21 protein-coding genes are annotated in these 18,947 nt (G+C 73.2%); 17 read left to right on the top strand and 4 right to left on the bottom strand.

The window, feature by feature from the left end:
- Positions 1-54 precede the first annotated feature (54 nt).
- From ACGF5C_RS13890 to ACGF5C_RS13840, 11 genes are all read left to right on the top strand, one after another.
- Complete coding sequence (locus ACGF5C_RS13890; RefSeq protein ID WP_350702596.1) at positions 55-426, top strand: DUF485 domain-containing protein; 372 nt, start codon at positions 55-57, stop codon at positions 424-426.
- Positions 404-2,077 (top strand): cation acetate symporter, encoded by a 1,674-nt coding sequence (locus ACGF5C_RS13885; RefSeq protein ID WP_393301048.1) that lies wholly within the window; start codon positions 404-406, stop codon positions 2,075-2,077. Before ACGF5C_RS13890 ends, ACGF5C_RS13885 begins: the two co-directional genes overlap by 23 nt.
- An 86-nt stretch (positions 2,078-2,163) precedes the next feature.
- On the top strand, positions 2,164-3,141 hold the full coding sequence (locus tag ACGF5C_RS13880; RefSeq protein ID WP_393301045.1) for an NAD-dependent epimerase/dehydratase family protein: 978 nt from the start codon (positions 2,164-2,166) through the stop codon (positions 3,139-3,141).
- Positions 3,142-3,219: 78 nt separating this feature from the next.
- The gene (locus ACGF5C_RS13875; RefSeq protein WP_393301042.1) at positions 3,220-4,458 is read left to right on the top strand and encodes an LCP family protein; all 1,239 of its coding nucleotides are present in this window, start codon (positions 3,220-3,222) and stop codon (positions 4,456-4,458) included.
- A 235-nt stretch (positions 4,459-4,693) separates the two neighbouring features.
- A complete protein-coding gene (locus ACGF5C_RS13870) occupies positions 4,694-5,908 on the top strand; it encodes an LCP family protein (RefSeq protein ID WP_393301039.1) in 1,215 nt (404 codons plus the stop codon).
- A 235-nt stretch (positions 5,909-6,143) separates the two neighbouring features.
- Positions 6,144-7,082, top strand: a complete 939-nt coding sequence (locus ACGF5C_RS13865; protein WP_393301096.1) for an LCP family protein — start codon at positions 6,144-6,146, stop codon at positions 7,080-7,082.
- 73 nt (positions 7,083-7,155) lie between these two features.
- Complete coding sequence (locus ACGF5C_RS13860; protein WP_357698375.1) at positions 7,156-7,491, top strand: rhodanese-like domain-containing protein; 336 nt, start codon at positions 7,156-7,158, stop codon at positions 7,489-7,491.
- A 9-nt stretch (positions 7,492-7,500) separates the two neighbouring features.
- Positions 7,501-8,292: a glycerophosphodiester phosphodiesterase gene (locus ACGF5C_RS13855; protein WP_393301037.1), complete on the top strand. Its 792-nt coding sequence runs from the start codon at positions 7,501-7,503 to the stop codon at positions 8,290-8,292.
- A 109-nt stretch (positions 8,293-8,401) separates the two neighbouring features.
- Positions 8,402-9,883, top strand: a complete 1,482-nt coding sequence (locus tag ACGF5C_RS13850) for an ATP-binding protein (RefSeq protein WP_393301034.1) — start codon at positions 8,402-8,404, stop codon at positions 9,881-9,883.
- 43 nt (positions 9,884-9,926) lie between these two features.
- Complete coding sequence (locus ACGF5C_RS13845; protein ID WP_393301093.1) at positions 9,927-10,343, top strand: ATP-binding protein; 417 nt, start codon at positions 9,927-9,929, stop codon at positions 10,341-10,343.
- 61 nt (positions 10,344-10,404) lie between these two features.
- Positions 10,405-11,289 carry a DUF5926 family protein gene (locus ACGF5C_RS13840; protein WP_393301031.1) on the top strand — a complete coding sequence of 295 codons (885 nt, stop codon included), beginning with the start codon at positions 10,405-10,407 and terminating at the stop codon, positions 11,287-11,289.
- A gap of 74 nt (positions 11,290-11,363) precedes the next feature.
- Here the strand turns inward: ACGF5C_RS13840 and ACGF5C_RS13835 are convergent, their stop codons facing one another.
- The gene (locus tag ACGF5C_RS13835; protein ID WP_393301028.1) at positions 11,364-12,596 is read right to left on the bottom strand and encodes an arginine deiminase; all 1,233 of its coding nucleotides are present in this window, start codon (positions 12,594-12,596) and stop codon (positions 11,364-11,366) included.
- A 160-nt stretch (positions 12,597-12,756) separates the two neighbouring features.
- Here ACGF5C_RS13835 and ACGF5C_RS13830 point away from each other — a divergent pair, with 160 nt between their 5' ends.
- The 5 genes from ACGF5C_RS13830 (at position 12,757) to pheA (ending at position 16,228) form a co-directional block, all read left to right on the top strand.
- Entirely contained in the window at positions 12,757-13,497 is a 741-nt protein-coding gene (locus tag ACGF5C_RS13830; RefSeq protein ID WP_393301025.1) for a hypothetical protein, read from the top strand.
- Positions 13,498-13,674: 177 nt separating this feature from the next.
- Positions 13,675-14,133 (top strand): hypothetical protein, encoded by a 459-nt coding sequence (locus ACGF5C_RS13825; protein WP_393301022.1) that lies wholly within the window; start codon positions 13,675-13,677, stop codon positions 14,131-14,133.
- Between the two features lie 75 nt (positions 14,134-14,208).
- A complete protein-coding gene (locus ACGF5C_RS13820) occupies positions 14,209-14,598 on the top strand; it encodes an ACT domain-containing protein (RefSeq protein ID WP_393301019.1) in 390 nt (129 codons plus the stop codon).
- 157 nt (positions 14,599-14,755) lie between these two features.
- A complete protein-coding gene (locus ACGF5C_RS13815) occupies positions 14,756-15,262 on the top strand; it encodes a hypothetical protein (protein WP_393301090.1) in 507 nt (168 codons plus the stop codon).
- A 9-nt stretch (positions 15,263-15,271) separates the two neighbouring features.
- Positions 15,272-16,228, top strand: a complete 957-nt coding sequence (gene pheA, locus ACGF5C_RS13810; protein ID WP_393301016.1) for a prephenate dehydratase — start codon at positions 15,272-15,274, stop codon at positions 16,226-16,228.
- 79 nt (positions 16,229-16,307) lie between these two features.
- On the opposite strand, the gene ACGF5C_RS13805 is transcribed toward pheA, so the two are convergent.
- From ACGF5C_RS13805 to ACGF5C_RS13795, 3 genes are all read right to left on the bottom strand, one after another.
- Positions 16,308-17,030: an AIM24 family protein gene (locus tag ACGF5C_RS13805; RefSeq protein WP_350678421.1), complete on the bottom strand. Its 723-nt coding sequence runs from the start codon at positions 17,028-17,030 to the stop codon at positions 16,308-16,310.
- Between the two features lie 142 nt (positions 17,031-17,172).
- Entirely contained in the window at positions 17,173-17,517 is a 345-nt protein-coding gene (locus ACGF5C_RS13800; protein WP_350702725.1) for a metallopeptidase family protein, read from the bottom strand.
- Positions 17,518-17,627: 110 nt separating this feature from the next.
- Positions 17,628-18,059, bottom strand: a complete 432-nt coding sequence (locus tag ACGF5C_RS13795; protein WP_393301013.1) for an OsmC family protein — start codon at positions 18,057-18,059, stop codon at positions 17,628-17,630.
- A 112-nt stretch (positions 18,060-18,171) separates the two neighbouring features.
- On the opposite strand from ACGF5C_RS13795, the gene ACGF5C_RS13790 reads away from it, so the two are divergent.
- Positions 18,172-18,918 (top strand): hypothetical protein, encoded by a 747-nt coding sequence (locus ACGF5C_RS13790; protein WP_393301010.1) that lies wholly within the window; start codon positions 18,172-18,174, stop codon positions 18,916-18,918.
- Positions 18,919-18,947 lie beyond the last annotated feature (29 nt).

Genomic DNA, 18,947 nt, shown 5'->3' with positions numbered 1-18,947 from the left:
GCGCTTTCTACCGTGCGCGAAAACCCCGACGCCTGTGAAGGTGGTGATCCACAAATGTCCACGGACACACCCGCGTCCGCGCCCTCCGCGTCAGCGGCGGACCGGTACCTCGCCGTACAACGGTCGGACGAGTTCGCCGGGTTGCGTCGCGCGCTGCGCGGCTTCGTCTTCCCGATGACCGTCGCGTTCTTCCTGTGGTACGCGCTCTACGTGATCCTGTCCGCGTACGCGCGGGACTTCATGGGCACGAAGCTGTTCGGCAGCAACATCAACGTCGCCCTCGTCTTCGGCCTGCTCCAGTTCGTCTCCACCTTCGTGATCGCCTGGCTCTACTCCCGGTTCGCCGACCGGAGGATCGACCCGGTCGCCGACCGGATCCGCGCCGAGATCGGGGAGGTGACGCATGAACACGGTCCTCGCGGCTGAGGCGGGCAGCACCACGGCCCGCAACCTCACCATCACTCTGTTCCTGGTCTTCGTGGCGGTGACCCTGGCCATCACCATCTGGGCCAGCCGGCAGACCAAGACCGCCACCGACTTCTACGCCGGCGGGCGGTCCTTCTCCGGCTTCCAGAACGGCATGGCGATCGGCGGCGACTACATGTCGGCCGCCTCGTTCCTCGGCATCGCCGGCATCATCGCCCTCTACGGCTACGACGGCTTCCTCTACTCGATCGGCTTCCTGGTCGCCTGGCTGGTGGCCCTGCTGCTGGTCGCGGAGCTGCTGCGGAACTCCGGCCGCTACACGATGGCCGACGTGCTGGCCTTCCGGATGCGTCAGCGCCCGGTGCGTACCGCCGCGGCGGTCTCCACCATCACCGTGTCGATCTTCTACCTGCTGGCCCAGATGGTGGGCGCGGGCGCGCTGGTCGCGTTGCTGCTCGGCATCAAGCCGGGCACCACCTTCCTCGGCATGGACGCGGACACCGCCAAGGTCGCCACCATCATCATGGTCGGCGCCCTGATGATCATCTATGTCACGGTGGGCGGCATGAAGGGCACCACCTACGTGCAGATCGTCAAGGCGTTCCTGCTCATGGGCGGCGCGCTGGTGATGACCCTGCTGGTGCTGGCGCACTACAAGTTCAACCTGTCGTCGCTGCTCGGCGACGCCGCCGCCGCCTCCGGCAAGGGGAGCGCCTTCCTGGAACCCGGGCTGCGGTACGGCGTCGACACGCCCGGCGACGCGCTGAAGACCTTCTACAGCAAGATGGACCTGCTCTCGCTCGGCATCGCGCTGGTGCTCGGCACGGCCGGCCTGCCGCACATCCTGATCCGGTTCTACACCGTCCCGACCGCCAAGGCGGCCCGCAAGAGCGTGCTCTGGGCGATCGGCATCATCGGCACCTTCTACCTGCTGACCCTGGCGCTCGGCTTCGGCGCCGCGGCGCTGGTGGGCGGCGAGGCGATCACGGCACAGGACAAGGCGGGCAACACGGCCGCGCCGCAGCTCGCCGAGGCGCTCGGCATCGACTTCCTCGGCGGCGACCTGGGCGGGGCGACCCTCCTGGCGATCATCGCGGCGGTCGCCTTCGCCACCATCCTGGCCGTGGTGGCCGGCCTGACCCTCGCCTCCTCGTCGAGCCTGGCGCACGACTTCTACGCCAACGTGATCAAGAACGGGGCGGCGTCGGAGCGGCAGGAGGTGCGGGTCGCCCGCGTCTCCGCCCTGGTGATCGGCGCGATCTCGATCGTCCTGTCGATCTACGCGCAGAACCTGAACGTGGCCTTCCTGGTGGCGCTCGCCTTCGCGGTGGCCGCCTCGGGCAACCTGCCGGCGATCCTCTACAGCCTGTTCTGGAAGCGGTTCAACACCTCGGGCGCGGTCTGGGCCATCTACGGCGGCCTGCTCTCCGCCGTCCTGCTGGTGTTCTTCTCGCCGGTGGTCTCGGGGGTGCCCACCTCGATGTTCCCGAACCATGACTGGCAGTGGTTCCCGCTGTCCAACCCGGGCATCCTCTCCATTCCGTTCGGCTTCCTGTGCGGCTGGATCGGGACCGTGATCTCGAAGGAGCACGACGAGGAGAAGTACGCCGAGCTGGAGGTGCGCGCACTCACCGGCGCCGGTGCCCACTGACCCCACCCGACGGAGGGGCCCCCGGCGCCGGGGGCCCCTCCCGCCACGCCCGGTGCGGGATCGGGGCGATGGGTAGGCTGACCGGCATGAACGTTGCCGCACGCTTCGGAACCGGCCACCGCGTCCTCGTCACCGGCGGTGCCGGTTTCGTACCGTCACACCTGGTCGACGCGCTGATCGCCCGCGGCTGCACGGTGGTCGCCCTGGACAACTTCGTCACCGGGTCCAAGGAGAACGTCGCCCACCTGGCGGACGAGCCGAGGTTCACGCTGGTCGAGGCCGACATCTCCGACGGGCTGCCGACCCACCACCCGGCCATGGCCGAGCGGTTCGACGCCATCCTGCACATGGCCTCCCCGGCGAGCCCGACGGACTTCGAGAAGCTGCCGGTGGAGATCCTCCGGGTCGGCTCGGTGGGCACCCTGCACCTGCTGGACCGCGCGGTCGCCGACGGCGCCCGGTTCCTGATGGCCTCCACCTCCGAGGCGTACGGGGATCCGAAGGAGCACCCGCAGCGCGAGACGTACTGGGGCAACGTCAACCCGATCGGCATCCGCAGCGTCTACGACGAGGCGAAGCGATTCTCCGAGGCGGCCACCATGGCCTACCACCGCAGCCGTGGGCTGGACGCCGCGATCGTCCGGATCTTCAACACGTACGGCCCCCGGATGCGGCCGGACGACGGCCGCGCCATCCCGACGTTCGTCTCCCAGGCGCTGCGCGGGGAGCCGATCACCGTGCACGGGACCGGCAACCAGACCCGCTCGATCTGCTACGTGGCGGACCTGGTCCGCGGGATCCTGCTGCTGCTCGACTCCCGCGAGACGGGGCCGATCAACTGCGGCACCGAGCACGAGATGAGCATGCGGCAACTCGCCGAGACGATCGTGTCACTCTGCGGCAGCAGCTCCGAGGTGACCTACATCACCCGCAGCGCCGACGACCCGGAGATGCGCCGCCCCGACCTGACGCTCGCCCGTGAACTGCTCGGCTACGAGCCGACCGTGGCGCCCGAAGACGGCCTCCGGCGCACGATCGAGTACTTCCGCGAGCGGCTAGGGTAATCGGCCGCCGGGGCGACGCCGGCAAACGCCGGCTTCGCCTGGAGGCGACAGTGGCCGGACGTACGTACCCTGAGTTACATGTCAGCGACCACGCCCGCCGGTGTCCCGCTCCCGTACCTGCACCGCAGCGCCGGGCGCGCGTCGGTGCCCGGCTCCGGCCGGGACGCCGCCGGCCGCGCCCGGCCGGCCGAGGCCCGCTGGTACCCGTCGCCGGACGAGGCGCGGGCCGGCGGCCCGGGTGGCCCGTCGGGTCCGGGTGGCCCCGGCGGACCGGGCGGTCCCGGCGGCCCCGGCCTCCCGGGGCGGCGCGGCGCGCGGCCCCGGTGGGGCCGGATCGGCCTGGTGGCCGGCGTGGCCGTGCTGGTGCTCGCGCTCCTGGGCGGGGCCGGCGCCTGGTTCTACGCCCGGAGCCTGAACGACGACCTGGCCCGCACCGACCCGTTCTCCGAGATCACCGGCGGCCGGCCGGCCAAGGCGGTGGACGGCGCGCTGAACATCCTGCTGGTCGGCAGTGACTCGCGGGACCCGGACGCCCCGGTGGACCAGTCCAGCAAGTGGCGGGCCGACACGATCATCGTGATGCACATCCCGTCCGACCACCAGCAGGCCTATCTGGTCTCCATCCCCCGCGACCTCTACGTGCCGATCCCCGAGGGCGCCAACGCGGAGTGCGGCTCCGGCCAGCGCGGGAAGATCAACGCGGCGTTCGCGTTCGGCGGGCTGCCGCTGGCCGTCCGGACGGTGGAGTGCTTCACCGACGTGCGGCTCGACCACGTGATGGCGATCGACTTCGCCGGCTTCAAGCAGGTCACCGACGCCCTGGGCGGCGTCGACCTGAAGGTCGAACGGACCATCACCTCGATCCACAAGCCGTACCGGACCTTCACCAAGGGCACCAACCACATGGACGGCGCCGAGGCGCTGGACTGGATCCGGCAGCGCAAGCAGTTCCCGGACGGCGACTTCGCCCGGATGCGCCACCAGCAGGAGTTCCTCCGCGCGCTGATGGACAAGGCGGCGAGCACGGGCACGCTGACCAATCCGAAGCAGCTGAACGACTTCCTCAAGTCGGTGACCGCCGCGGTCACCGTCGACGAGGGCTTCTCGCTTGTCGACATGGCGGTGCAGTTCCGCAATCTGCGGGGCGAGAACCTCACCTTCGTGACCAGCCCGCACGTCGGCAGCCAGACCATCAACGGGGAATCCGTGGTGGTCTCGGACAAGGAGAAGGCGCTGGCCATGTACAAGGCGATGTCCGCCGACACCATGACCGCGTGGGTGAAGGCCAACCAGAAGGCCGACGGCACCGGGAATTGACCGGCTCCGCATCGACGCCGGCCCCCACCGTGATCGACGGACGTCGTCGCGGGTCGGGGGCCGGCTTCGCGTTTCCTGTGAGCCAACGGCCGACCGGTCGTATCGATCTGGACGTTTGGACAGTTTTCCCGAATGACGGCGGGGACAACGCCAATTGACGTCCCGACGAACTACCCAGGACGGGAAAGCGTCCGTACAGTGATCCCGCCCCCTGATCACGCGAGCTGGAGCACGCATGCCGGTTCAGACCAGCCGTCGCCCTCCGGCGCTGGAGTCCCCCGGCGGCCCGGCGCGGGCCGCCACGACCACCCCCACCCAGCCCGGGAAGGGCGGAAAGACAGGCGGCGGGCCCGCGAAGAAGCGGTCGCGCCGCAAGGACCCGCTCTGGGCCCGACTCACCCTGATCCTCGGCGCCGTGCTGATGATGACCAGCGGCGTCGCGATCGTCGGCAGCAAGGCCCTGATCAGCAAGGCCACCGGCAACATCGCCCAGCGCAACCTGATCGGCGACGCGGGCAAGTCGGACGCCGAGGGTGGCGGCAACCTGGACGGCCCGATCGACATGCTGCTCCTCGGCGTGGACGCCCGGGAGCGGTGGGCCGCCGACGACGTCCGGGCGGACAGCATCATCGTGCTGCACATCCCGGCGACGCACGACCAGGCGTACCTGATCTCGATCCCGCGCGACACGGAGGCCCAGATCCCGGCCTTCAAGAAGAGCGGCTACGCGGGCGGGGTGGACAAGATCAACGCCGCGTTCCAGGCCGGCGCCCGCAACGGCGGCGGCTGGGAGGGCGGCGCGCAGTTGATGGCGCAGACGATCAAGAAGATGACCGGGATCAGCTTCGACGGCGCGGCGATCATCAACTTCGGCGGCTTCAAGAACATCATCGAAACCCTCGGCACGGTGCGCATCTGCGTCAGCCAGGAGGTCCAGTCGATCCACATGTCGTACGTCGACGGCAAGCCGATGTGGAACGCGGACGCCAAGAAGACCGGCAAGCGGATGACCCCGGTGGTGCACAAGAAGGGCTGCCGGGAGATGGAGGGCTGGGCGGCGCTGGACTACTCCCGCCAGCGCAAGTCCCTGAAGAACGGCGACTACGACCGCCAGCAGAACCAGCAGCAGCTGATCAAGGCGATGGCGAAGAAGGCCACGGAGAACGGCACGCTGACCAACCCGCTCAAGCTCAACGAGCTGATCAAGGCGGCCGGCAAGGCGTTCATCCTCGACGCCGGCGGGGTACCTGTCGCCGACTTCGTCTTCACGATGCGCGGCGTCACCGGCAACGACCTGGTCATGCTGAAGACCAACGGCGGCACCTTCCACGGCGACGGCAGCCGGGAGACGCTGAGCCAGGAGACGCTGGACATGTTCCAGGCGATCAAGCAGGACAAACTGGCCGAGTTCGTGTTCGCCAACCCTCAGGTGATATCCAGCCGCACATAGCGCCGGCTCTGCCCGGCCCGCCCGAGCGCGGCGGCTGGGCAAAGTCGGGTGAAACGGCCCGGGACCACGGAGCCGCCCGTAGCCTGACGTGAGAGAGATTCACGTACGGCCGCGGGGAGGAGTCACGTCCAGATCGGCGCGCGACGGTCGGGCACGGACCAGGGCCGACGCCCGGGCCGCCCGGCCGCGCCGCGCCCGCTGGCCCCGCGTGATGCTCGGCCTCGGCCTGGCCGTGGTGCTGCTGGCCGGGCTCGCCGTGGTCGGCCTCCGGGTGCTCGGCGACCGGTACGAGCGCACCGTGGTGCGGGAGCAGTTGCTCGACCCCACCGCCCGGCGGGAGCGGACCGACCCCGACGGGCCGCTGAACTACCTGCTCGTGGGGACCGACCGGTGGCAGAGTGGCAGCGCGGCGGACCGCCGGTCGGACAGCATCCTCATCGTGCACGTGCCGGCCGGCGGGCGCGAGGCGTACCTCGTCTCCGTCCCCCGGGACCTGCTGGTCGCCATCCCGCCCGGCAACGGCTTCGACGGCGGGCAGGACAAGATCAACGCGGCGTACGAGCACGGCGGGGGCGGCGAGCCGGGCACCCGGCTGCTCTCGGCCACCCTGGTCCGGCTGACCGGGATCCGCTTCGACGGCGCGGCCCTGATCGACTTCTCCGGCTTCCGCAAGGTCATCGACCTGCTCGGCGGGGTACGCATGTGCGTGGACACCGAGGTCCGCTCGATCCACACCGACCGGGTCTTCCACCCCGGCTGCCAGCAGATGGACGGCGGCGAGGCGCTGGACTACGTCCGCCAACGCTACGACCTGCCCGGCGGTGACTACGACCGACAGACGCACCAGCAGCAACTGCTCCGGGCCCTGCTGGAGCGCACGAGCGAGACTTCGCTGCGGACCAATCCCGTCAAGCTCGACCAGGTGATCCGGGCGGTGGGCAGCTCGCTGACCGTGGACACCAACGGCGTACCGCTGGAGGACCTGGTCCTCGCGCTGCGCGACCTGCCGGCCGACGCGCTGCGCGGCGTGCAGGTCCCCTCCCACCCGCAGACCATCGACCAGGTGTCGTACGTGGTTCTCGACAACGGCGGGGACGAGCTGTTCGAGGCGGTCCGCGGCACCCGGGTGCCGGAGTGGGCCGGGGCCAACCCCCGGTGGGTCACCCGACTGTGACGTGCGGGACGCCGCACCCGGCCGCACCGACCGCCCACCGACGGTCGGCCGGGCGAGGTTCTAGGCTTGGCGCGTGTTCGGACCCCAGGTTCCCACCGTGACCGTGCCCGAGATCGCCGACGACGCCTACCTGCTCGACGTCCGGGAGGACGACGAGTGGGCCGCCGGCCACGCTCCCGGCGCGCACCACCTGCCGATGATGGAACTGCCGGCCCGGATCGCGGAGGTGCCCGCCGACCGCGACGTCGCCGTCATCTGCCGCTCCGGCGGGCGCTCCGCCCAGGTCGTCGCGTACCTGATGCGCAACGGCTGGGACCAGGTGCGCAACGTCGCGGGCGGGATGGACGAGTGGGCCGCCGCCGGAAGACCCGTCGTCGGCGGGAACGGGCAGCCGGGCCACGTCCTCTAGGCGGACGGGATGGGCGCACCCCTGGTCTTCGCGCACCGCGGCTCCTCGTACGACCTGCCCGAGCACACTCTCGCCGCCTACCTGCGCGCCCTCGACGAGGGTGCGGACGGGCTGGAGTGCGACGTCCGGCTGACCCGGGACGGGCACCTGGTCTGCGTGCACGACCGCCGGCTCGACCGCACCAGCAACGGCCAGGGCCTGGTGAGCACGCGGACCCTCGCCGAGCTGGAGGCGCTGGACTTCGGCTCCTGGCACCCCCGCTGCGTGCCCGCCGACGGGGACGAGGTGCTGGACGAGTCGCACACCCGGCTGCTCACCCTGGAGCGGCTGCTGGACGCGGTGCTCGCCGCCGGGCGGCCGGTCCGGCTGCTCGTGGAGACCAAGCACCCCTCCCGCTACGGCGGCGACGTCGAGCGCCGGCTCGTCGCGCTGCTGCGCCGGCACGGCCTGGCCGAGCCGAAACCGGACGATCCGGTACGCGTCACCGTCATGTCGTTCTCCGCGCTGGCCGTACGCCGGACGCGGGAGCTGGCCCCCGCGCTGCCCACGGTGCTGCTGCTGGAGGTGCTGCCGCCCTGGCTGCGGGCGGGGCGGCTGCCCTTCGGCGCCCGGATCGCCGGGCCCGGCGTGGCGCTGGTGCGGGCCCGCCCGCAGCTCGTGCCCGCGTTGCGGGCGGCGGGCAACCAGGTCTACGTGTGGACCGTCAACGAGCCGGCCGACCTGGACCTCGTCCTGTCCGCCGGGGTGGACGGCATCATCACCGACCGGCCGGCGCGCGCGCTGGCCCACCTGGGCCGCTGACCGCGCGCCCGGACCGCGTCCCCGGCCGGACGCGGGCGGCCCGGACCGATGGGCGGGATCCGGTCGGGCAGGGGTGTCCGGAAACCGACCGCCGGGGCACACTCGGGGCATGCCGGAGCGCACCGACCTCTCCGCTCTCCTCGCCGGCCACACCGCGGTGATCGACTCGATCAACTCCGGCGGCGCCGGCGTCCCCGTCCTCACCCAACTGCTCCGGGTGGTCCGGCCCGCGCTCGACGCGGCGGGCATGGCCTTCGTCGAGTTCGCGCCGACCGGTGGCCGGGTGATCGCCGCCGCCGGCGCCGTCGAGTGGATCATCGGCCGCCCCGTCCCGCCCGACGACCCGGCCGTCGCCTGCCTGCTCTCCGGCACCCGGATACGCCAGGTCCGGACGGACCGGCTCACCGGCAGGCTCGCCGGCGAGCTGGCCGCACGCGGCCTGCTCCGGATGGTGGTCGCCCGCGCGGAGATCGGCGGGCTGACCGTCGGCAGCCTGCACGCGCTCTACCCGGGCGAGGACGGGACGCGGGACGCCGGCCGGCACGACGCGATGGGCTACATCGCCTCCTGCATCGCCCACATGTACGGCGACCAGACCGGGCTGCCGGTGCACGGCGACGGCCCGGTGGTGGCGGCGCTGGCGGACGGGCTGGCCGTGGTCGACCGGGACGGGCACGTGCGGCTCTGGAACCCGGCCGCCGCCCAGGTCACCGGCCGTTCCGCGGCCGAGGCGCTCAACCGGCCGCTGCCCTTCCCGCTGCCGCCGTCCGGGCAGGTGCTCGACCACCGGCTGCCGGACGGCCGCTGGATCAAGATCACCTCCGGGGAACTGCCCGGCCCCGGCACCCTGCACGTGGTGACCTTCCGCGACATCACCGACCAGCAGCGGCGCGACCACGACCGGGACCTCTTCGTCGCCGTGACCAGCCACGAGCTGCGTACGCCGGTGACCGTGATCAAGGGCTACGCCGACACGCTCACCGACCACTGGGAGTCGCTGACCGAGACCGACCGGCGGCAGGCCGCCCGGGTCATCGGGCAGCGCGCCAACGAGCTGGCCCGGCTGGTCGACCGGCTGCTCTCCGCCGCCGCCGAGCCGGGCCCGGGCGACGAGCCGCCCGCCCCGTACGACCTCGGCGACGCGCTGCGCGCGACGGTGACCGACCTGCCGGCGGAGCTGCGGCACCGGCTCGTCCTCCGCCTCCCGGCCAACCTGCCCAGGGCGCTCGGCCACCGGCCCAGCCTGGCCACCGTGCTGACGGAGCTGTGCACGAACGCCGGCAAGTACTCCCCGCCCGGCTCCCCCGTCGAGATCAGCGCGGACGCGGACGGGGCGACCGTCTCCTTCCGGGTCAGCGACCGCGGCATCGGCATCCGGCCGGAGCACGTGGAGCGCGCGTTCGACCGGTTCTGGCAGGGGGAGTCGGGCGACCGCCGCCGCTATCCCGGGGCCGGTCTCGGTCTCTATCTCGTCCGCCGGATCGTTGAACAGCAGAATGGATGGGTATTCCTCCGGCCGAGGGCCGGTGGCGGTACGGTCGCAGAGGTGCGGCTGCCGCGCGGGGGACCGGCGACGGGCGGCGGGGCGTAAAGGGGCGAAGGTGTCGACGGGAGCTGCCGAACGGGCATGGTGCGTGGTGGTGCCCCACCACGCCACAGGAGCGCGGCTGGCGCGGCACCGGCTCGCCGACGAGCTGACCGGCGTCGTACCCCCGCCGCTCCTGGCCGACCTGGTCGCGGTCCTGGCCGAGCTGGTCGGCAACGCGGTCCGGCACGCCGACCCGCTGCCGGGCGGGGTGGTCCGGGTGGCCTGGCGACTGCGCAGCTCCGCCGCCGGCCAGCAGGTGCAGCTCCGGGTCACCGACGGCGGCGCCGCCGCGGGCCCGCGGATGCGGGTGGCCGACACGGACGCCGTCGACGGCCGCGGCCTGCACATCGTCGCGGGGCTGGCCGACCGCTGGGGCGTCGAGCGTGACGGCTTGGGCCAGAGCGTGTGGGCCGAGTTCGACCCGGCCGAGGTCACCCGGTCGGACCTGGCCGTGGCCGGCTGACCGTCCCCGACAGGCGGGTCCTGCCCACCCCGGCCGGCTGCGGCCTCTAGGCTGTGTCGCCGTGAGCAAGCGTCGAAAGAGCCAGCGGGCCGCCGAAGCCACCCCCAAGCGGGAGAAGGTGCGCGACATCTTCGTGCCCCGACCGTTCGAGGGGCTGACCGACGAGCCGGAGTGGATCGCCCTGCGCGAGCTGGTGCCGGCCGCCTCCGCGCCGCTACGGCTCGCCCCCGCCCTGGTCGAGGAGTTCGGTGACCGCGAGGTCGTCCTCGCCACCGTGCTGCCGATGGCCGCCCCGGCCGTGACGAAACCGGACGGCCGGGTCCTCGTCGGGCTCCAGCGCCACCAGCAGTCCGGCGACGTCTCCCGGGACCTGGCCGAGGCGCTGCTCTGCGCGCTGCGGGCCGAGCCGGGCAGCCCGGTGGCCGTGCCGCCGCTGCCCGGGCAGGGCCCCCGCCTACAGGACGTCCTGGTCGACGGTCCGCTGGAGATCACGATGCACGACGGGTTCGAGTTCTGGCTCGACCCGGGGGCCGGCGACGACCCGAACGTGCAGGCGTCCCTGGAACGCGCGAACGCCGCGATCTACCCGACCGTGCGGCTCGCCGCCGCCCGGGCCGCGTACTGGTGCCAGGTGCCGGAGAAGGCGCACGTGCGCTGGGTGCTGCCCGACGACGAGGACGCCGCGCTGGACGCGCTGGCCCGGCTGAGCGTGGCCGGCACGCTGACGCTCGGCGAGAACACCCGGTTCGCCGGCATGTTCCGGGCGCACGGTCGGCTGGTGCCGGTCTGGGACCTGCCCGAGGACGTCCCGGCTGCCGACTGGGAGCAGCCGGTCGCCGAGTTCGCCAAGCGGTACGCCGAGGCGCTCGCCGACCCCGCCCCGCTGGACGCCGCTGGGCGGCGCGCCCGGCACGGCCTGCTCGGCCGCCAGCTCACCCTGCGCTGAGCCCCCGCGCCCCCGCCGACGCCGCCCGGCAGTGCCCGAGGTGTTAGGAAGGGCCCCTTCCTCTACCGGAAGCGTTAGGAAGGTGCCCTTCCTTTCCCGCCGAGCGGCTCGCGGACCAGGGGGCAGGACATGCAGCGCGGCCCGCCCCGGCCGGAGCCGAGTTCGGAGCCGGCGATCGGGATGACCTCGATGCCGGCCCGCTCCAGTTGCGCGTTGGTCTCCGTGTTGCGCTCGTAGCCCACGCAGAGCCGGGGCGCGAGGGCGAGGGTGTTGTTGCCGTCGTCCCACTGCTCGCGTTCCGCGGTAACCGGGTCCAGGCCGGTGTCGATCACCCGGAGCTGGGCCAGGTCCATCGCGTCGGCGGCGGCCCGCAGGAACGGCGCCGGACCGTCCACCCGCGGGTCCTCCCCGTCCACCCCGGCGATCACCGTGTACGCCGACAGGGTGTGGGCGACGTTCGGATACATCAGCACGGCGTCGACGTCCACCATCGTGCAGACGGTGTCCAGGTGCATGGTCGCCCGCTCCTGGGCGATCGGCACGACGAGGATGGTGTGCGCCAGCCCGGCGGCGAAGACCTGCCGGGCGAGGCGTTCCGCGCCGGCCGGGGTGGTCCGCTCGCCCACGCCGACGGCCAGCACCCCGGGCGCGAGCAGCAGCACGTCGCCGCCCTCCAGGTGCTCCAGCTCCGGGTGGTAGACGAACTCGGTGCCGGCGAAGCGCGGGTGGTGCCGGTAGATGGCATCGGTCAGCGTGGTCTCCCGCCGCCGGGCCGGCATCGCCAGGCTGGTCACCCCGACCCGGTCGCCGATCCAGAGCGAGGAGTCCCGGGTGAAGAGCAGGTTGGGCAGCGGGTCGATGACGAAGTCGTGCCGGTCCATCAGGGTGTAGACCAGGCCGCCCGGCCGTTCCCGGCTGACCCGCAGTTCCTCGTGGGCCAGCCCGGCGATGAGCACGTCGGCGAGCGCGGCCGGGTCGAGGTACGCGAGGTGGTCGGCGACCCGGGCGCGCAGCGAGTCGCCGAGCCGGGGCGAGCGCAGCACCTCCTCGGTCAGCTCGGCCCGCGCGTCGGCCACGGCGAGCGTCTCGGCCAGCAGGGTGGCGAGGTAGAGCACCTCGACCCCGCGCTCGCGCAGGGCGGCGGCGAAGGCGTCGTGTTCCTCCTGGGCGCGCCCCACCCAGGGGATGGCGTCGAAGAGCAGCGAGTCGTTGTTTCGTGGGGTGAGCCGGGCGAGTTCCGGGCCGGGCCGGTGCAGCAGCACGGTGCCGAGCCGGCCGACTTCGCTGTCCACGTAGTGGGTCACCATCGCAGCGTAGGGCAGGGTTTGGCGGCATCCGATAAAACAGTGGTGGATGAATATGGCATTCATCCGCACTCACTCCGGCGTTCCAACTTGCCGACACGGGGGTCTGGCAACGTAGGGTAGTGAGGACATAACTTCGAGGGACCTTTTGCCGGAGGTCGCGATGACTGTCTTTCCCGCTCGTCGAGCCGTACCGTCCGCCCGGGCACTGCCGCCCGCGGCGGTGCCACATCCCCGCGTGGAGTCGCCGGGGGTGCTCACGCCGGTCCGTCCGTCCCCGTTGGAGTGGGCCCGCCGCCGGCGGGCGGAGCGGGGCGCCCGCCGGCTGGAGGCGGCCGGCGCGCGGGCGCTCGGCCAGCTCGACCACCTCGGGCCCGCCTGGCACGTCATCGAGTGGCCTCGCACGGACGCCTCCGACCTGTTGCTCGACCACGAGCGCGACGAACGCGCCGGCTTCCTCGCCATCGGGCCGAGCGGGCTCTTCGCGGTCACCGTCGCCGACCACGGCCGGGCCCGGGTGCTCGTCGCCGGCGACGTGGTGCAGATCAACGGCAAGCGACCGCCCTACGTGGCGGAGGCCCGCCGCGACGCCAAGCGCGCCAGCAAGGCGCTCTCCGACGCGGTGGGGCTGCCGATCCCGGTGACGCCGGTGCTGACATTCGTCGGCTCCGGCGTCATCAGCGTCTACGGCCTGCCGAAGGACTGCCTCATGGCCACCCACCGCGAGCTGGACCGCCTGCTCGTCGCCGGGGGCAGCCGGATCAGCCCGGCCACCGCCGAGAAGCTGTCCCGGGTCGCCCAGCACCCGGGCACCTGGATGAACGGCGCCTACCGGCCGGCCGCCGACTACCGGTGGTACGAGGACGGCCGAACGGCCGCTGACAAGCCGGCCGGCCGGCGGTAACGTCACCGGCGACGCCACGCGGCCCGGATGCCGGTCGGCACCCGTCGGTCGCGCCGTCGCCGGCCGCCCGGTCGGGGCACCCCATCACCACCGGCGGCCCGGTGACCACGGCGCGGTCGGCGACATCCGCGGCGACCGGCTAGCGTGGACGGACCGTCGGTGTACATAGGAGGCGCGGTGGCCCACGTCGAACTCTCGCTCTCTGAAGTGTTCGTGCCGTCGGCGGGGACATCGACAGAGCTTGGGTCCGACAACTTCGGGCAGTGGTCGTCGACCGTCTCCCACGCCGACGAGCCGTGCCTGCTGATCGACGCCGAGACGAGGGTGATCGCCGTCTCCGCCTCGGGCTGCGAGCTGCTCTGCCTGGGCACCCCGGAGGACGTGATCGGGCTGCCGCTGCTCGACGGCGGGCTCCGGCTGCTCGACTTCACCGCCAACCGGGGCGAGCTGACCGAGCCCGAGATCGACAAGATCCCGCCGCTGCTGGCCCTGTCCTCCGGGCGCCTGGCCCGAGGGCTGCTCCGGGTCCAGGCCGCGTCGGCCGACCGGCCGGACTCGACCGTGGACGCGATCTCCACCCCGGTGCTCACCGACGGTTCGGTCGCCGGTTCCCTCACGTTCTTCTCCGAGGTCTGACCTGCGGCGGGATGTGGTGTTCGCCGCACACGGCGAATCTGGGGCGGGCGCTCTCCGAGGCCGTAAGGTGCCCTCATGCTCGATATCGCTCTGCTGCCAGGGGAGTACGCCGTGTGCCGGATGGCCGCCGGCTCCGCCCTGCCGCCCGAGCTGACGGGCGGGCTGAGCGGCGGCGACGTCGTCACGGTGAGCTGGACCGCCGACGGGATCTCGCTGATCTGCCCCGCCGACCGGGTACCGGAGCAGGCCGCCACGGAGACGGCCTGGCGCTGCCTGCGGTTCGCCGGGCCGCTCGACCTGGCGGTGAGCGGCACCCTTGCCGCGCTGGTGGACCCGCTCGCCGCCGCCCGGGTCAGCGTGGTCGCCTTCTCGACGTACGACACCGACTACCTGCTGGTTCCCTCGGTACGCCTCGGCGAGGCGACCGCCGCACTGGAGCGGGCCGGCCACCGGGTCCTCGCCTGACCTTCACCCGGGCCGCCGGTTCCTCCTAGGATGGGCTCGGCCTCCCGGCCGCAGCGACGCTCCCCGATGTCCCGAGGATCGGCCCGTGCCGCCCACCCCCTCGCGCCCCGCCGCCCCCGACCACCCGACCGGCCAGCCCGCCCGGCACGGCCGGCTCCTGGCCGCCGTGCTGCTGGCCGCGGTGCCGCTGGCCGGCTGCGGCACGCCGCCCGAGCTGCGGAACACCGCCCCCACCGCCGCCCCGACCCGCGCCACCCCGAGCCCGGCCGGCACACCCACCTTCGCGCCGACCCCGCCCCCCGCCACCGGCCTGCCCGGGGCGGCCACCCCGACCGCCGACTCCGGCCTGGTCGCGGTGCCGTGCACCGACGGCCCCTCCGGGAAGCGGGTCGTCGACCTGGTGCGCGGCCGGGGCGGGGTGCTCCCGGGCGGCGCCCGGGTGCGGGTGCGGACCGGCCCGCTCTGCGCCGGCGGGTGGCACTACACGGTGCTCGACGTGACCGGGCACGAGGACCTCCACGTGGTCACCGAGGGCCGGGCGAGCGCTCCGCGGCTGGTCACCGCCGGCACCGACGTCTGCACGGTCGAGGTCCGGGCCGCCGGGCCGCCCGGCATCCGAACCCTGGTCTGCGACGGCGGGTCGGCCGGCGTACCGGGTGCGTAGGCTGTCGCCATGCCGGGAACACCGCCGACGCGCTTCGTCTACCTCGGACCCGAGGGCACCTTCGCCGAGCAGGCGCTGAACACCATCCCCGCCGCCGAACGGGGCAGCCGCGCACCGGCCCGCAGTGTGCCGGAGGCGCTGGACGGCGTACGGGCCGGGGAGGCGGACGCCGCCCTGGTGCCGCTGGAGAACTCGATCGGCGGCGCGGTCGGGGTGACCCTGGACGAGCTGGCCGAGGGGGAACCTCTGGTGATCACCCGTGAGGTGATCCTGCCGGTCGAGTTCGTGCTCGCCGCCCGGCCCGGCACGGCGCTCGCGGCCGTCCGCAGCGTCGCCGCCCATCCGCAGGCGTCCACCCAGTGCCGGGGCTGGCTGCGCGCCCACCTGCCGGACGCGGTCGTGGTCGACGTGCTCTCCAACGGCGCGGCCGCGGCCGGCGCAGCCGCCGGCGAGTACGACGCGGCGATCTGCGCCCCGATCGGGGCCACCCGGCACCGGCTCGACGTGCTCGCCGACAAGATCGCCGACCACCCGGACGCGGTGACCCGTTTCGCGCTGGTGTCCCGCCCCGGCCCGCCCCCGCCGCCGACCGGCGACGACGTGACCTCGCTGGCGGTCTACATCGCCCACGACCGGGTGGGCGCGCTGCTGGCGGTGCTGATGGAGCTGGCCGTCCGGGGGATCAACATGACCCGGATCGAGTCCCGCCCGACCGGCGAGGCGCTCGGCCGGTACGTCTTCTTCCTCGACTGCACGGGGCACGTTGCGGACGTCCGGCTCGGGGAGGCGTTGCAGGGGCTGCGCCGGGTCTGCGCCGACGTGCGTTTCCTGGGCTCGTACCCCCGGCACCGCTGGACCGCGGCGGCGGGCGACCGGCCGGTCCCCGCGCCGCCCGGCCTCTCGGACGCCGACTACGCCGACGCCGCCGCCTGGCTGGCCCGCCTGCGCGCCGGCGACCTCACCTGACGACACCGCCCCCGATCGCTGCGGACCCGGCGGGGCCGGGCGAGACGCGGGCGGGGGCGGTGCGCGGGCGGGGCGCGGGTCAGCTGAGCAGGCCGCCGAGCAGGCCGCCCTGCTGCTCCTGGGCGCCGCTGCCCATGATCGGCGGCTCCTCGGAGGGCTGCACGACGACGAAGCCCTGGCCGGCGAAGCTCATCGTGAACGCCTCGCCGGTGCGCCGGCCGAGCAGCGTGCCGAGGCCGAGCTGCTCCGCCCGGTGGTAGCCGGTCTGGAGGTTGGCCGACCAGCAGACCGCCGCCTGCGGGTCGACGTAGGTGGGAGCGTCGACGTTGAGCACGACCGGCGTGCCCTTGGTGGTGATGGCGATCCGGCCGTGGCCGGTGAAGACGCAGTTGAACAGGCCCGACGAGGAGGCCATGCCGGCCCCGCCGACCATCCGGATGTCGTACTGGAGGGTGGAGTCGAACGCCAGCACGCTGGAGCCGTTGATGGAGAGGGCGTCGCCCGGCTCCAGGTCGATGACGTGCACGTCCTTGGCGAAGTCGGCGAGGAAGACGTCACCCCGGCCGGTGACCTTCATCAGCGGGACGCCCTCGCCGGTCAGCTTCTGCTTGAGGAACTTGCCGAGCCCCCCGGAGCCGAGCGCCTGGAACTGCACCTGCCCCTGGTAGGCGACCATCGACCCGACGCGGGCCATCGCCTCGCCGTTGAGTTCGATCTTCAACATCTTGGAGTTCTGCAGCCGCATGCCGGGCTGCGCGGACTCCTTCTCCAGGTTCTCCGCGGAGAAGAGCTCGCTGCGCATGGAAGTGCCTCCTGATTTCGCGATGCCTGGACCGACGGTAGGCGTACGGCGCAACCGTCGACCACCGGCCGACCGGCCCGGCCCACCCGCCGGTCGGCGCGGCCCCCGGGCCGCCCGCCGGTGGCGCCATCGGTCCCGCGCCCTAGCCCCAGCCCAGCTCGTGCAGGCGCTCGTCGTCGATGCCGAAGTGGTGGGCGATCTCGTGCACCACCGTCACCGCGACCTCGTCCACCACGTCCTCGTCGTCGTCGCACAGGCGCAGGATCGGGTTGCGGTAGATGAGGATGCGGTCCGGCAGCACGCCGGAGTAGTCCCAGCCCCGCTCGGTGAGGGCGTGGCCCTCGTAGAGGCCGAGCAGGTCCTCGCCGGGGGGCGGGTCGTCCTCCACCAGGATCACGACGTTGCTCATCAGGGCGAGCAGTTCCTCGGGCACCTCGTCGAGCGCGTCGCCGACCAGCTCCTCGAAGCGCTCGCGGCTCATCTCCACCGGCACCCGCCCATTCTGCCCGACGGCGTGGCCCGCGGCCCGGCCAAGATCGGCGCGCCTCCACCGGGAGGGTCGCTCCCCGCGGAGGCGTACGCCGACGGAGGAGGCGGTCAGGAGGCGAGGCGGGCGGTCAGGGTGATCTGCGCGCCCGGGGAGAGCAGCCGGGAGATCGGGCAGTTCTCCTTGGCGGTCTCGGCGAGCTTGGTGAACTGCGCCTCGTCGATGCCCGGCACGTTGCCGACCGTGTCGAGCTCGATCCGGGTGACGGTGAACCCGGCGTCGGTCTTGTCCAGGTGGACCTTGGCGGTGGTCTCCACGGAGGAGGGCGCCGAGCCGGCCTCGGCGAGGGCCTTGGAGAACGCCATGGAGAAGCAGCCGGCGTGCGCGGCACCGATCAGCTCCTCCGGGTTGGTGCCCTCACCCTCCTCGAAACGCGACTTGAAGGAGTAGTTACCCTCCAGCCCGCCCTTGCCGGTGCGGACCGTGCCGGACCCCTCGGTGAGGTTGCCCTGCCAACGTGCGGAAGCGGTACGGATAGGCATGCCCCCGACGCTATCGGAAAGGGCACCCACCGGCGACCGTTCACGCTTCGCGTCCCTGGGTGCGTACTGTGTCATGATTCGGCTCAGGCCCGCGAACGCGGAAGGGTGGCCGATGTCCCAGGATCTCCCCATTCCCCACCAGGACCACCGGTCCGACGGCACCGCCGTCGTGGAGTGGGGCGGGGCGGAGGCGGCCCCGCCGGGCCGGGTCGGGCGTACGCTCTCCGGCCTGGGCCGGGACCACCGGCTGCCGCCGCTGTTGGCGGCGCTGGGCGCGGTGGCCGCCGTCGCCTCGCTGCTCGGCGAGTGGCAGGTGATGACGATCCCCAACGCCGGCCCGCAGGGCAACACGCCGGTGCGGGTGCCGGGCGGGGTGTCCGACATCGGCGGCTTCGGGGTCGGCTACCTGGTCGGGCTGCTGGCGCTGGTCTGCGCGGTGGCGCTCGCGCTGCGCGGCACCGCTGCGGTGCGGCGCAACGTCCGGCTCGCCGGCCTGACCCTGGCCGGGGCGCTGCTGGCGCTGCTGGCCGCGACCGCCGCCTCGCTCGACGAGGCGGGCCAGCGCGTCTTCTTCTACTCGGCGGACGACGGGTTCCGGGTCGAGTACGGTCGGGGCCTGGTGGCGGCGTCCGTCGCGTGCGTGCTCCTCGCGGCGGCGCTGAAGCTGGCCCCGGTCGGGGCTGCCGTGCCGGGCGAGGAGACCGCCGACGAGGGAGCGGTCGCCGACGAGGGGGAGCCGGTCGACCGGCGCCGCCGGAGCCTCAGGGCCCGGGACCTGGAGGACGACGCGCTGCCCCCACCGGCCGACCTCACCGTCGGGCCGGCCAGCCCCTTCGCCCGCCCCGAGCCCCGGGACTGACCCGGCCGTCCGCCGCGCCCTCCCACCCG

The sequence above is a fragment of the Micromonospora sp. NPDC047620 genome, assembly GCF_043205005.1.
GTDB lineage: Bacteria > Actinomycetota > Actinomycetes > Mycobacteriales > Micromonosporaceae > Micromonospora.
The sequence above is the reverse complement of the archived record's forward strand: the minus strand, read 5'-3'. Positions and strand labels throughout refer to the sequence as shown.

Coding starts and splice junctions, on each gene's coding strand:
- ACGF5C_RS13890 (WP_350702596.1), top strand. CDS start 55: ATGTCCACGGACACACCCGCGTCCGCGCCCTCCGCGTCAGCGGCGGAC.
- ACGF5C_RS13885 (WP_393301048.1), top strand. CDS start 404: ATGAACACGGTCCTCGCGGCTGAGGCGGGCAGCACCACGGCCCGCAAC.
- ACGF5C_RS13880 (WP_393301045.1), top strand. CDS start 2,164: ATGAACGTTGCCGCACGCTTCGGAACCGGCCACCGCGTCCTCGTCACC.
- ACGF5C_RS13875 (WP_393301042.1), top strand. CDS start 3,220: ATGTCAGCGACCACGCCCGCCGGTGTCCCGCTCCCGTACCTGCACCGC.
- ACGF5C_RS13870 (WP_393301039.1), top strand. CDS start 4,694: ATGCCGGTTCAGACCAGCCGTCGCCCTCCGGCGCTGGAGTCCCCCGGC.
- ACGF5C_RS13855 (WP_393301037.1), top strand. CDS start 7,501: ATGGGCGCACCCCTGGTCTTCGCGCACCGCGGCTCCTCGTACGACCTG.
- ACGF5C_RS13850 (WP_393301034.1), top strand. CDS start 8,402: ATGCCGGAGCGCACCGACCTCTCCGCTCTCCTCGCCGGCCACACCGCG.
- ACGF5C_RS13835 (WP_393301028.1), bottom strand. CDS start 12,596: ATGGTGACCCACTACGTGGACAGCGAAGTCGGCCGGCTCGGCACCGTG.
- ACGF5C_RS13830 (WP_393301025.1), top strand. CDS start 12,757: ATGACTGTCTTTCCCGCTCGTCGAGCCGTACCGTCCGCCCGGGCACTG.
- ACGF5C_RS13820 (WP_393301019.1), top strand. CDS start 14,209: ATGCTCGATATCGCTCTGCTGCCAGGGGAGTACGCCGTGTGCCGGATG.
- pheA (WP_393301016.1), top strand. CDS start 15,272: ATGCCGGGAACACCGCCGACGCGCTTCGTCTACCTCGGACCCGAGGGC.
- ACGF5C_RS13805 (WP_350678421.1), bottom strand. CDS start 17,030: ATGCGCAGCGAGCTCTTCTCCGCGGAGAACCTGGAGAAGGAGTCCGCG.
- ACGF5C_RS13795 (WP_393301013.1), bottom strand. CDS start 18,059: ATGCCTATCCGTACCGCTTCCGCACGTTGGCAGGGCAACCTCACCGAG.
- ACGF5C_RS13790 (WP_393301010.1), top strand. CDS start 18,172: ATGTCCCAGGATCTCCCCATTCCCCACCAGGACCACCGGTCCGACGGC.